General features: G+C 60.9%; 11 protein-coding genes and 1 pseudogene. 10 read left to right on the top strand and 2 right to left on the bottom strand.

All coding sequences use genetic code 11. The annotated features are described in order from the left end of the window. Window position 1 precedes the first annotated feature (1 nt). Both CWM58_RS05975 and CWM58_RS05970 read left to right on the top strand, forming a co-directional pair. On the top strand, window positions 2-1,111 hold the full coding sequence (locus CWM58_RS05975; protein WP_100680518.1) for an efflux RND transporter periplasmic adaptor subunit: 1,110 nt from the start codon (window positions 2-4) through the stop codon (window positions 1,109-1,111). After that, complete coding sequence (locus CWM58_RS05970) at window positions 1,108-4,209, top strand: efflux RND transporter permease subunit (RefSeq protein WP_100680517.1); 3,102 nt, start codon at window positions 1,108-1,110, stop codon at window positions 4,207-4,209. The genes CWM58_RS05975 and CWM58_RS05970 overlap by 4 nt, the downstream gene beginning before the upstream one ends. A 55-nt stretch (window positions 4,210-4,264) precedes the next feature. Here CWM58_RS05970 and lldD read toward each other — a convergent pair whose 3' ends face one another. Then, complete coding sequence (lldD, locus tag CWM58_RS05965) at window positions 4,265-5,449, bottom strand: FMN-dependent L-lactate dehydrogenase LldD (protein ID WP_061154245.1); 1,185 nt, start codon at window positions 5,447-5,449, stop codon at window positions 4,265-4,267. 290 nt (window positions 5,450-5,739) lie between these two features. Beyond that, window positions 5,740-5,829 (bottom strand): annotated as a pseudogene (locus CWM58_RS29215) (hypothetical protein); the annotation flags it as partial. On the opposite strand from CWM58_RS29215, the gene CWM58_RS05960 reads away from it, so the two are divergent. The 8 genes from CWM58_RS05960 to ldtE all read left to right on the top strand — a co-directional run bounded on the left by CWM58_RS05960 (window position 5,828) and on the right by ldtE (window position 13,112). Then, complete coding sequence (locus tag CWM58_RS05960; RefSeq protein WP_004203090.1) at window positions 5,828-6,025, top strand: hypothetical protein; 198 nt, start codon at window positions 5,828-5,830, stop codon at window positions 6,023-6,025. The pseudogene CWM58_RS29215 and the gene CWM58_RS05960 overlap by 2 nt on opposite strands. A gap of 475 nt (window positions 6,026-6,500) precedes the next feature. Further along, a complete protein-coding gene (gene sufA, locus CWM58_RS05955) occupies window positions 6,501-6,878 on the top strand; it encodes a Fe-S cluster assembly scaffold SufA (RefSeq protein ID WP_061154246.1) in 378 nt (125 codons plus the stop codon). Window positions 6,879-6,880: 2 nt separating this feature from the next. Beyond that, the gene (gene sufB / locus CWM58_RS05950; RefSeq protein ID WP_016161296.1) at window positions 6,881-8,368 is read left to right on the top strand and encodes a Fe-S cluster assembly protein SufB; all 1,488 of its coding nucleotides are present in this window, start codon (window positions 6,881-6,883) and stop codon (window positions 8,366-8,368) included. Between the two features lie 16 nt (window positions 8,369-8,384). Further along, on the top strand, window positions 8,385-9,131 hold the full coding sequence (gene sufC, locus CWM58_RS05945; protein ID WP_100680516.1) for a Fe-S cluster assembly ATPase SufC: 747 nt from the start codon (window positions 8,385-8,387) through the stop codon (window positions 9,129-9,131). Continuing rightward, window positions 9,106-10,380 (top strand): Fe-S cluster assembly protein SufD, encoded by a 1,275-nt coding sequence (gene sufD, locus CWM58_RS05940; protein ID WP_100680515.1) that lies wholly within the window; start codon window positions 9,106-9,108, stop codon window positions 10,378-10,380. The genes sufC and sufD overlap by 26 nt, the downstream gene beginning before the upstream one ends. Beyond that, entirely contained in the window at window positions 10,377-11,597 is a 1,221-nt protein-coding gene (gene sufS, locus CWM58_RS05935) for a cysteine desulfurase SufS (RefSeq protein ID WP_100680514.1), read from the top strand. The genes sufD and sufS overlap by 4 nt, the downstream gene beginning before the upstream one ends. An 11-nt stretch (window positions 11,598-11,608) precedes the next feature. Beyond that, window positions 11,609-12,025, top strand: coding sequence for a cysteine desulfuration protein SufE (sufE, locus tag CWM58_RS05930; protein WP_039103818.1), 417 nt, complete (start codon window positions 11,609-11,611; stop codon window positions 12,023-12,025). A 100-nt stretch (window positions 12,026-12,125) separates the two neighbouring features. Then, the gene (ldtE, locus tag CWM58_RS05925; protein WP_100680513.1) at window positions 12,126-13,112 is read left to right on the top strand and encodes a L,D-transpeptidase LdtE; all 987 of its coding nucleotides are present in this window, start codon (window positions 12,126-12,128) and stop codon (window positions 13,110-13,112) included. The last annotated feature ends 39 nt before the right edge of the window (window positions 13,113-13,151 follow it).

The raw sequence follows: 13,151 nt of genomic DNA, 5'->3' as shown, positions 1-13,151 counted from the left end.
CATGCTCAGGCTCAACGCCGTCCATTTTGCCGTTTGCCTCCTGCCGCTGGCCCTCGCGGGCTGCGGCGAACCTGCCGATCATGACGATCCCCGCACCCGGCCGCCGCTGGTCAGGGTGGCGACCGTCGAGCGCGCGGAGGCCAGCTCGCGGGCCTTTACCGGCGTGGTGGTCGCTCGTACCCAAAGCGATCTCGGCTTCAGGGTGTCGGGAAAAATCCTTGCCCGGCTGGTGGAGACCGGGCAGAGCGTCAAGCGCGGTCAACTGCTGCTGAGTCTGGATCCGGCTGATTTAACCTTGCAGGCGCAGTCTCAACAGCGGGCTGTGGATGCCGCGCGGGCGCGAGCCAAAAAAGCGACCAACGATCTGGCCCGCTATCGCGGCCTGGTGGCGAGTGGCGCCGTCTCGGCCGCGGAATTCGACCAGGTTAACGCAGCGGCAGAGGCGGCGAGAGCCGACCTCAGCGCGGCCCAGGCGCAGGCCAATGTGGCGCAAAACGCCACCGGCTATGCCGGGCTATTGGCGGACGCTGACGGCGTGGTGGTGGAAACGCTTGCCGAACCGGGGCAGGTGGTCAGCGCCGGGCAGGTAGTGATCCGCCTGGCGCGGGCGGGGCAGCGCGAAGCGCTGGTGCAGCTTTCGGAGACGCTGCGCCCGGCGGTCGGCAGCGAGGCGCTGGCGACACGCTATGGCAGCGAATCTCAGCCGGTCACGGCGACCCTGCGACTGCTTTCGGACGCGGCTGACGCCACCACCCGCACCTATGAAGCGCGCTATGTGCTGAACGGCGCACTGGCGAATGCGCCGCTGGGGTCTACCGTGACCCTGCGAATCGGCAGCGACCAGGCGCCAGGCCAGGTGCTGGAGGTGCCCCTGGCGTCGCTCTACGATCCGGGCAACGGCCCTGGCGTCTGGCGCATTGCCTCCCGTCCGGCCACCGTCTCGTGGCAACCGGTGACCGTGCTTGGCCTGAATGATGAAACGGCGCGGGTGACCGGCCCGCTGAAGCCCGGCGAGCCCATCGTCGCCCTGGGCGCCCATCTTCTGCACCAGGGCGAGGCGGTGCGTCTGGCGGAACGACGCGAGCAGAATGCCGCCGGGAGCCAGCCATGAGCGCCGGGCGTTTTAATCTCTCCGCGCTGGCCGTCCGCGAGCGGTCGGTGACCCTGTTTTTAATTATCCTTATCTCCGTCGCCGGGCTGGTGGCGTTCTTCGGACTCGGGCGGGCGGAAGATCCGCCCTTCACGGTCAAGCAAATGACGGTCATTACCGTCTGGCCCGGCGCCACCGCGCAGGAGATGCAGGATCAGGTCGCCGAGCCGCTGGAAAAACGGCTCCAGGAGCTGAAGTGGTACGATCGCACTGAGACCTATACCCGCCCTGGTATGGCGTTGATCACGTTATCGCTGCAGGATCAGACTCCGCCGTCCGAGGTGCCGGAGCAGTTTTATCAGGCGCGCAAAAAGCTCGGGGATGAGGCGAAAAACCTGCCTGCCGGCGTCTCCGGCCCGATGATGAATGACGAATTCGCCGATGTCACCTTTGCCCTCTTTGCTCTGAAAGCGCGGGGAGAGCCGCCGCGGCAGCTGGTGCGTGACGCCGAAGCCCTGCGCCAGCAGCTGCTGCATGTTCCCGGGGTGAAAAAAGTGAATATCCTCGGCGAACAGGCGGAGCGCATTTATCTCTCGTTTTCTCATGATCGTCTCGCCACCCTGGGCCTTTCGCCAGAGGCGATTTTTGCCGCGCTGAACAGCCAGAATGTGCTGACCGCCGCCGGGGCTATCGAGACCCGGGGCGGGCAGATCTTTATCCGCCTCGACGGGGCGTTCGACCGCCTGCAGCAGATCCGCGACACGCCGATTATTGCCGGGGGCAAAACGCTGAAACTGGCCGATGTCGCCACGGTTGAGCGGGGATATGAAGATCCCGCGACCTTCCTGATCCGCAATCAGGGCGAACCGGCGCTGCTGTTGGGAGTGGTGATGCGCGAGGGCTGGAATGGTCTGGCGCTGGGGAAAGCGCTGGACGCCGAAACGGCCAGTATCAATCAGAGCCTGCCGCTCGGCATGTCGTTGACCAAAGTGACCGATCAGTCGGTGAATATCAGCGCCGCGGTCGATGAGTTCATGATCAAATTCTTTGTCGCCCTGCTGGTGGTCATGGCGGTGTGCTTTGTCAGCATGGGGTGGCGCGTGGGCGTGGTGGTCGCGGCGGCGGTGCCTCTAACCCTGGCCGTGGTGTTTGTGGTGATGGAGGCGACCGGCAAAAACTTCGACCGCATCACTCTCGGTTCGCTGATCCTCGCCCTGGGGCTGCTGGTGGATGATGCCATCATTGCCATCGAAATGATGGTGGTCAAAATGGAGGAGGGGTACGACCGCCTCAAAGCCTCCGCCTATGCCTGGAGCCATACCGCGGCGCCCATGCTGGCCGGTACCCTGGTAACGGCCGTAGGCTTTATGCCCAATGGATTTGCGCAGTCCACCGCCGGGGAGTACGCCAGCAACGTGTTCTGGATCGTCGGTATCGCGCTGATTGCCTCCTGGATTGTGGCGGTGATTTTTACCCCCTGGCTGGGGGTGCACCTGTTGCCGGACAGAAAGCCCGCGGCGGCAGGCCACGCCGCGCTGTATGACACCCCGCGCTATCAGCGCTTCCGTCGGCTGCTGACCCGGGTTATCGCCCGCAAATGGCGCGTGGCCGCCAGCGTGGTGGTGCTGTTTATCGTGGCGATACTGGGAATGAGCGCGGTGAAAAAGCAGTTTTTCCCCACCTCCGATCGCCCGGAAGTGCTGGTTGAAGTGCAGATGCCCTACGGGTCGTCGATTATCCAGACCAGCGCCGCGACGGCGAAAATTGAGCACTGGCTGCAGCAGCAGCCGGAGGCGAAGATTGTCACCAGCTATATCGGCCAGGGCGCGCCGCGCTTTTACCTGGCGATGGCCCCGGAGTTGCCCGACCCCTCCTTTGCCAAGCTGGTGGTATTGACCGACGGTCAGGACGCCCGCGAGGCGCTCAAGCTGAGGCTGCGGGAGGCGGTGGCCAATGGCCTGGCGCCGGAAGCGCGGGTGCGTGTCACTCAGCTGGTCTTTGGCCCTTATTCGCCCTATCCGGTTGCCTGGCGGGTGATGGGACCCGATCCGCACACCTTGCTCGACATCGCCGAACGGGTTAAATCGGTGCTGCAGGCCAGTCCGCTGATGCGTACCGTCAATACCGACTGGGGTTCGCGGGTGCCGGTGATGCATTTCAGCCTCAATCAGGATCGGCTGCAGGCGAGCGGACTCAGCTCCCAGTCCGTCGCCCAGCAGCTGCAGTTCCTGCTGTCAGGGATCCCCATCACCACCGTTCGGGAAGATATCCGCGCCGTGCAGGTCATTGGCCGCGCGGCGGGCGATATCCGTCTGGATCCGGCGAAAATCGCCGACTTCACCCTGGTGGGCAGCGGCGGGCAGCGGGTTCCCTTATCACAGATTGGCGACGTGTCGATCAGAATGGAGGACCCGCTGCTTCGCCGTCGCGATCGCACGCCGACTATCACCGTCCGGGGAGATGTCGCGGATAACCTGCAGCCGCCGGATGTCTCCAGCGCGCTGATGAAACCGCTGCAACCCATTATCGACTCGCTGCCGCCGGGGTATCGCATTGAGACGGCGGGGTCGATCGAGGAGTCAGGCAAAGCCACCCGGGCGATGATGCCGTTATTTCCGATCATGATCGCCCTCACGCTGCTGATCATTATCCTGCAGGTGCGTTCGCTGTCGGCGATGGTCATGGTTTTCCTGACTGCGCCGCTGGGGCTGATTGGCGTGGTGCCGACGCTGCTGCTGTTCAATCAGCCGTTTGGCATCAATGCCCTTGTGGGCCTGATCGCCCTGTCGGGGATCCTGATGCGGAATACGCTGATCCTGATTGGCCAAATCCATCATAACGAACAGGCAGGGCTCGATCCGTTCCATGCGGTGGTGGAGGCGACGGTGCAGCGAGCCCGCCCGGTTCTGCTGACGGCACTGGCGGCGATCCTGGCGTTTATTCCGCTCACCCATTCGGTCTTCTGGGGAACGCTCGCCTATACGCTGATTGGCGGGACGCTGGGGGGAACCATCATGACCCTTATTTTCCTGCCGGCCATGTACGCGATCTGGTTCCGCATCCGACCTCAGCACCAGGCTGACGCAGTGCAACAGCCGGCGCTGCACCCGCAGGGGTAATTCCCCCTTGCCGGACCTGGCCGATAAACGCGGTCAGGCCCGGCCCCGGGCAGCGTCAGGCGGGTAAGGATACCGGCACCGCATGAGTGCGATGTTGATCCTGTTCGAGGCGGTCAAGGCAATCGAGGCTGATGGCCGATGGCGAGGTCGCGCCGGTGAGGGTCATGGTGACCTTCATATCCTCGGCAAATAAGCGCAGCAGATGCGCCACGCCCGCTTCGCCCGCCGCGGCCAGGGCATAAATATAAGCCCGACCGAGCAGCACGCCCTTCGCGCCGAGGGCGAGCAGGCGAATGACATCCACGCCGGAGCGCACCCCGGAATCAGCAAGCACCGTCAGATCGTCGCCGACCGCATCCACCACCCTTGGTAGCGCCCGGGCAGTGGGGATGGCGCCATCGAGCTGTCTGCCGCCATGATTCGACACCACAATGCCATCGGCGCCGAGGCGCACGGCATTGCGCGCATCGTCGGCATCGAGGATCCCTTTGATGATTAATTTCCCTTGCCAGCTGTCGCGGATCCACTCCAGATCGTGCCAGGCGATGGAAGGGTCGAAATTGTTGCTGATGAACCCCATATAGTCGTCCATGGTCATTTTGTGTCCGGTGTAGGCTTCGATATTACCGAACGACAGGGGTCTGCCCGCCAGCCCGACGTTCATTGCCCAGCGCGGATGGGTGCAGGCCTGGAGGTATTGTCGCAGGGTGGCGTGCGGCCCGGACATGCCTGAGCGATTATCCCGATACCGCGAGCCGGGGATCGGCATATCGACGGTGAATACCAGGGTTTTCATGCCGGCGGCCCACGCGCGCTCCAGCGCATTACGCATGTAGCCGCGATCTTTCAGCACGTACAGCTGGGACCAGAGCGCGCCGCTGGCCTGGCTCGCCACCTCTTCAATCGAGCAGACCGACACCGTGGACAGGGTGTACGGGATCCCGGCGCGGGAGGCGGCACGGGCCGCCTGAACTTCGCCGCGGCGGGCGTACATCCCGGTGGCGCCGACGGGCCCCAGCGCCACGGGCATCGCCCATGAGGCATCAAGGATCGTCGTGGCCAGCGTCGGTTCGCCCGCCCCGCACAGCACGCGCTGGCGAAGGGCTACCGAGGCAAGCTCGCTGGCGTTGGCGTTCATGGTATTTTCCGCCACCGCGCCACCGTCAATATAATCAAAAAGGAAGCGGGGCAGACGGCGACGAGCGGCTTCGCGATAATCGCTGGGGGCTGAAACAATCATTATTATGTCCTTATGTCTTTTAACCTAAGTGGATGTTCTGCAGGCAAAAAAACTATAGGCTTCTAAAAACCGGTGGGGAAATGAAATATTAGCATCCCAGCCATTCCCTGATGGAATAATCTGGATTTATCGCTGAGGTTGTTATTTCCTTTTTTTACTCTTCGGCGCGCGCATTATTTTTATTTATTTCCGCGCAACGTGAATTCGGCAAAATAAAGACCCGGTATGAGGCGACAGCGCTTTGCGCCATCGCCACCAGGGGGAAGGAGAGGTCAGCGCGGCGCCTGCTTTTCCGGGAGGTGTAAAGAAGATGAATTTGAAATTGAGCTGATGGTATCTTTTGCTAGCCTTTCTCTGGAGGACAGACGGAGCGATAGCATGAAAGATAAAGATGAACAAACGGCATTGATTGGCATGGCCATCGGCGCGGCGGTCATTAGCTTAGTGGCTACGCAGAAGCAGATTAATCAGGGGAGTATCGTGGATGAACTGGTGAGGCTGGGCAGACAGAAGGGGGACGGGGTGGAAGATGAGGTATTTGTTCAGGCCGCCCGCCTGGTCAGAAAAGGCACCTAGCCAGCCGCGACCCTGCCTGGCAATCCCTTTACCCGTGTCATCACGGTTTTCATTCCCCTGATCGCGGCCTGGCGAGCGGCGATTGTTCCTTTCCGAAAGCGTCACGGGCTGGCGCTTTCTCATCCTGAACCACAGAACCTGCGCCTTCTCCGGCCTTGCTGCCCAGATGTGTGACAATGTCACTTATTCCTCCCGGCTCACGCGATAAACAGGAATCGGGTCATCTGCTATTGCATAAATCGGTATTTTCGATACATCTTTACCATTGCGTGCGGATATAGAACGATTTCAGAATAACATATTAAAAATCAAAAGATTAACTTCACCTTGCGCACCCTGATATTCCCCGGGCGAGGGTCTATGCTTATAAAAAGCGCTAAATGGGGCAATACCCCTGCTGCAGATGGGTTGAAGTGATAATCATTATCACTAACATGGCGGTATGCCTTGATGGCGCCAACCTGGAGGTCTATCGATGGAAGTACAAGCAGGAACCTTTAATCCCGCCGATTTTAGCTGGCAGGGACTGACCATGACGCCGGCCGCTGCCGCGCATATTCGCGATCTGATGCGCAAGCAGCCGGACAAAAAAGGGCTGCGGCTGGGGATCAAAACCAGCGGCTGCGCCGGTTTTGGCTATGTGCTCGAAATGATTGCCGAGCCGGCCACCGACGATCTGCTCTTTGAACATGACGGGGCGAAACTGTGGGCGCCGCTGCAGGCGATGCCGTTCATTGACGGCACGGAGCTCGATTACGTCCGTGAAGGTTTAAATGAAATCTTTAAATTTCATAACCCGAAAGCGCAGCACGAGTGCGGCTGTGGTGAAAGTTTTGGGGTGCAGGCGGAGTAACTATGTCGCGTAATACTGAAGCAACTGACGATGTCAAAACCTGGACCGGCGGCCCGCTCAACTATAAAGAGGGCTTTTTCACCCGGCTGCAGACCGATGAGCTGGCCAAAGGGATTAATGAAGAGGTGGTCCGGGCCATTTCCGCCCGTCGCAATGAGCCGCAGTGGATGCTGGAGTTTCGGCTTAATGCTTTCCGGGCATGGCTGGAGATGGAGGAGCCGCACTGGCTGAAGGCGCATTACGATAAGCTGAATTATCAGGATTACAGCTACTATTCTGCGCCCTCCTGCGGCAACTGCGATGAGACCTGCGCTTCAGAGCCGGGCGCGGTGCAGCAGACCGGGGCCAACACCTTCCTGACCAGCGAGGTGGAAGAAGCCTTTAACCAGCTGGGCGTGCCGGTACGTGAAGGGCGCGAGGTGGCGGTGGACGCCATATTCGACTCGGTGTCGGTGGCGACCACCTACCGCGAAAAGCTGGCGGAGCAGGGGATCATCTTCTGTTCTTTCGGCGAGGCGATCCACGACCACCCGGAACTGGTGAAAAAATATCTGGGTACCGTGGTGCCAGGCAATGACAACTTCTTCGCCGCGCTGAACGCCGCAGTGGCTTCGGATGGCACCTTTATCTATGTGCCGAAGGGCGTCCGCTGCCCGATGGAGCTGTCGACCTATTTCCGTATCAACGCCGAAAAAACCGGGCAGTTTGAACGCACCATTCTGGTGGCCGATGAAGGCAGCTACGTCAGCTATATTGAGGGCTGCTCGGCGCCCGTGCGCGACAGCTATCAGCTGCATGCGGCGGTCGTTGAAGTCATCATCCATAAAGATGCGGAAGTGAAATACTCCACGGTGCAGAACTGGTTCCCCGGCGATAACAACACCGGCGGCATTCTCAACTTCGTCACCAAGCGTGCGCTGTGCGAAGGGGAGAACAGCAAGATGTCATGGACCCAGTCGGAAACCGGCTCGGCCATCACCTGGAAATACCCCAGCTGCATTCTGCGCGGCGATAACTCGATCGGCGAATTTTTCTCGGTAGCGCTGACCAGCGGTCACCAGCAGGCGGACACCGGGACCAAAATGATCCATATCGGCAAAAATACCCGCTCGACCATCATCTCGAAAGGGATCTCCGCCGGGCACAGCCAGAACAGCTATCGCGGGCTGGTCAAAATCATGCCGACCGCCACTAACGCCCGCAACTACACCCAGTGCGATTCGATGCTGATCGGCCCGGACTGCGGGGCCCATACCTTCCCGTATGTGGAATGCCGCAACAACAGCGCCCAGCTGGAGCACGAGGCGACCACCTCGCGGATTGGCGAAGATCAACTGTTCTACTGTTTGCAGCGTGGGATCAGTGAAGACGATGCCATCTCGATGATCGTCAACGGCTTCTGTAAAGACGTCTTCTCCGAACTGCCGCTGGAGTTCGCCGTCGAAGCGCAAAAATTGCTGGCCATTAGCCTTGAACATAGCGTCGGCTGATAATTAAGGAAAAAAGATGTTAAGTATTCAAGATTTACATGTCGCCGTCGAAGATAAAGCGATCCTGCGCGGGCTGAACCTTGAGGTGCGCCCGGGGGAGGTCCACGCCATTATGGGGCCAAACGGCTCGGGGAAAAGTACGCTTTCGGCCACCCTGGCCGGGCGTGAGGATTACGAGGTGACCGGCGGCCACGTCGAATTTAAGGGTAAAGACCTGCTGGAACTCGCCCCGGAAGATCGCGCCGGGGAAGGCATCTTTATGGCCTTCCAGTATCCGGTGGAAATTCCCGGCGTCAGCAACCAGTTCTTCCTGCAGACCGCGCTGAATGCCGTGCGCAACTATCGCGGCCAGGAGCCGCTGGATCGCTTCGACTTCCAGGATCTGATGGAAGAGAAAATCAGGCTGCTGCAGATGCCGGAAGATCTGCTGACCCGCTCGGTGAACGTCGGCTTCTCCGGCGGTGAGAAAAAGCGTAACGATATTCTGCAGATGGCGGTGCTGGAGCCTGAGCTGTGCATTCTCGATGAATCGGATTCGGGGCTGGATATCGATGCCCTGAAAATCGTCTCCCAGGGGGTAAATGCTCTGCGCGACGGTAAACGCGCTTTCATCATTGTTACCCACTACCAGCGCATTCTTGACTATATCAAGCCGGATTACGTCCATGTGCTGTATCAGGGGCGGATTGTGAAGTCGGGGGATTTCACCCTCGTCAAACAGCTGGAGGAGCAGGGCTATGGCTGGCTTACCGAACAGCAGTAACGCGCTGCAGCAGTGGCACCACCTGTTTGAAGCGCAGGGCGGCCAGCGTACGGCGGAGGCCACCCAGCATCTGCAGCAGATGCTGCGCCTGGGGCTGCCGACGCGCAAGCAGGAGGACTGGAAATACACCCCGCTGGACGCGCTACTGAACGGCCACTTTGTCGCCGATGAGGGGGCATCTCTTAGTGCTGAACAGCGTGATGCGCTGGCGCTACCGCTGGACGCCTGGCGGCTGGTGTTTATCGATGGACGCTATCATCCTGAGCTGAGCGACGATCTCGCCGCCAGCGGCGTGGAGGTCAGCGTCGATAACCAACGCCAGCATCTGCCGGATGCTTTGCAGCCGGAGGTGTTTCTCCATCTGACCGAAAGCCTGGCGCAGACGGTGACCCGCCTTCGCGTACCGCGCAACCGCCGCCTGGATAAGCCGCTGCTGCTGATGCATATCACCCGCGGCCTGGCCGGCGATGCGCTGAATACCGCCCACTATCGCCATCATCTGGCGCTGGAGAGCGGGGCGGAGGCGACCCTGGTCGAGCATTACCTCAGCTTTAATGAGCAGCCGCACTTCACCGGCGGGCGACTGACCATGACGGTGGCCGATAACGCGCACCTCCAGCATATCAAGCTGGCGTTTGAGAACGCGCTCAGCTACCACTTCGCCCATAACGACCTGCTGCTGGGCCGCGACGCCTCGGCCTTCAGCAGCAGTTTCCTGCTTGGTAGTCAGGTGCTGCGTCACCACACCAGCACGCGCCTGGGCGGTGAAAACAGCAACCTGCGCCTCAATTCGCTGGCGATGCCGGTGAAAAATGAGGTCTGCGACAGCCGCACCTGGCTCGACCATCAGCTCGGCTACTGCAACAGCCGTCAGCTGCACAAAACCATCGTCAGCGATAAGGGCCGGGCGGTGTTTAACGGGCTGATCAACGTCGCGCCGCACGCGCTGAAAACCGACGGCCAGATGACCAACAACAATCTGCTGCTTGGGCGGCTGGCGGAGGTCGATACCAAACCGCAGCTGGAGATTTACGCCGATGACGTGAAATGCAGCCACGGGGCGACCGTCGGGCGCATTGATGAAGAACAGCTGTTCTATCTGCGCTCGCGCGGTATCGAACAGCAGGCGGCGCAGCAGATGATCCTCTACGCCTTCGCCGCCGAGCTCACCGAGGCTATCCGCAGCGACGCGCTCAGAGAACAGGTGCTGGCGCGGATTGGACAGCGTTTGCCGGGAGGCACGGTATGACATTTTCAGTTGAACGGGTTCGCGCCGATTTTCCGGTACTGAGCCGGGAGGTTAACGGCCAGCCGCTGGTCTATCTTGACAGCGCCGCCAGCGCCCAGAAACCGGAGGCGGTGATCGGCGCCGAAGCGGAATTCTATCGCCATGGCTACGCGGCGGTGCACCGCGGGATCCACACCCTCAGCGCGGAAGCTACCGCGCGGATGGAAGCGGTGCGCCAGCAGGCGGCCGCCTTCATCAACGCCGGGTCGGCGGAGGAGCTGGTATTTGTCCGCGGTACCACCGAGGGCATCAACCTGGTGGCCAACAGTTGGGGGAATGCCAACGTCGGCGCCGGGGATAACATCATCATCAGCGAAATGGAGCACCACGCCAACATTGTACCGTGGCAGATGCTCTGCGCCCGGGTCGGGGCTGAGCTGCGGGTGATCCCCCTGAACCCGGACGGCACCCTGCAGCTGGACGTTATTCCGCGACTGTTTGACCCGCGCACTCGCCTGCTGGCGATAACCGAGGTCTCCAACGTGCTGGGGACGGAAAACCCGCTGGCGGCGCTGATTGCCCTTGCACATCAGCATGGCGCGAAAGTGCTGGTGGATGGCGCCCAGGCGGTGATGCACCACCCGGTAGATGTGCAGGCGCTGGGGTGCGATTTCTACGTCTTCTCCGGACACAAACTGTATGGCCCGACCGGGATCGGCGTGCTCTATGGTCGGTCCGAGCTGCTGCAGGCGATGGCGCCGTGGGAAGGCGGCGGGTCGATGATCGCCACCGTCAGCCTGACGGAAGGCACTACCTGGAACCGGGCGCCGTGGCGCTTTGAGGCCGGTACGCCGAATACCGGGGGGATCATTGGCCTCGGCGCGGCGCTGACCTACGTCAGCCAGCTGGGGCTGACGCAGATCGCCGAGTACGAGCAGACCCTGATGCGCTATGCGCTGGAGGCCCTGCGCGCCGTGCCGGATCTGATCCTCTACGGGCCAGCGCAGCGTAAAGGGGTGATCGCCTTTAACCTCGGCCAGCATCACGCCTATGACGTCGGTAGCTTCCTCGACAACTACGGTATCGCCGTGCGGACCGGGCACCACTGCGCGATGCCGCTGATGGCCTGGTATCAGGTACCGGCCATGTGTCGGGCGTCGCTGGCGATGTACAATACCACGGAAGAGGTGGACCGCCTGGTGGCTGGCCTGCAGCGGATCCACAAATTATTAGGGTAAAGGACGTGACGATGGCGGCACTACCGGACAAAGACAAGCTGTTGCGCAATTTTAGCCGTTGCGCCAACTGGGAAGAGAAGTATCTCTATATCATTGAGCTGGGCCAGCGGCTGGCGCCGCTAAGCCCGGAAGAACACAGCGTGCAGAACATTATTCAGGGGTGTCAAAGCCAGGTGTGGATCGTGATGGCGCAGGACCCCTCCGGCGTTATCACCCTGCGCGGTGACAGCGATGCGGCGATCGTCAAAGGGCTGATTGCGGTGGTGTTTATCCTTTATGACCGGATGACCGCCCAGGACATCACCGAGTTCGACGTGCGCCCGTGGTTTGAAAAAATGGCGCTCACCCAACACCTGACTCCCTCCCGCTCGCAAGGGCTTGAAGCCATGATCCGTGCGATCCGCGCGAAAGCCGCAAATATTAGCTAGAATAAACAGGTAGATTTCATTCTGTTACGTCCGGCAGGGGTTCTGCTCCTGCCGCCGTTCAGTCTCCTGGCGTTTTATCAGCGAAAGAAGGAATCTCAGTATGAAACGCAAAACGATGATCACCTTAGCCCTTCTCAGCGCGCTTGGCGCCTCCTCGGCCGCCTGGGCCGTCGACTACCCGCTTCCTCCCGCCAACAGCCGGCTGATTGGCCAGAACCAGTACTGGACCGTACAGGAGGGAGACCGCAACCTGCAGGCGATCGCCCGCCATTTTGATACCGCGGCGATGCTGATCCTCGAAGCCAACGATACCATTGCGCCGGTGCAGCCGAAGCCCGGTACTCAGGTCCTGATCCCTTCCCAAATGCTGCTCCCCGACGTGCCGCGAGAGGGCATCGTCGTCAACCTTGCAGAACTGCGGCTGTATTACTTCCCACCGGGAGAGAATCAGGTGCAGGTCTATCCGTTGGGTATCGGCCAGTTAGGGCTGGAAACGCCTGAGATGACCACCCGCGTCGGGCAGAAGATCCCCAACCCGACCTGGACGCCCACCGCGGGCATTCGGGCGCGTTCGCTGGAGAAAGGGGTGACGCTACCGGCGGTGGTCCCGGCCGGGCCGTACAATCCGCTGGGGCGCTATGCGCTGCGCCTGGCCTACGGTAACGGCGAGTATCTGATTCATGGCACCAACGCGCCGGACAGCGTCGGTTTGCGCGTCAGCTCAGGCTGTATGCGAATGAACGCTGATGACATCAAAGCGCTGTTCAACCAGGTGAAAACCGGGACGCCGGTACGGATTATCAATCAGCCGGTGAAGTTTGCCGTCGAACCGGATGGTAAACGCTATGTCGAGGTCCACAGGCCGCTTTCGCAGACGGAAGAGGAAAACACCCGGACCATCGCCTACACGCTGCCTGCAGCGTTTCACGCCTTCGCAGAGGATAAGGCGGTCGATGATGTACAGCTGAAAAAAGCGATGTCGAGAAGGGCGGGATATCCGGTGGTGGTATCCACGGGGACGGGGAGTGCGGCAGCAACGCTGTCGGCGCAGAACACGCCGTCTGACAACAGCCTGCTTACCCAGTAGCCCTCATACTGAGGGCAAAAAAAATGGCGCACAGAGTGC

The sequence above is a fragment of the Klebsiella sp. H-Nf2 genome, from assembly GCF_002806645.1.
Taxonomy (GTDB): Bacteria; Pseudomonadota; Gammaproteobacteria; order Enterobacterales; family Enterobacteriaceae; genus Klebsiella; species Klebsiella variicola.
Note: the sequence above shows the minus strand (reverse complement) of the source record. Positions and strands in the feature narration are given on the sequence as shown.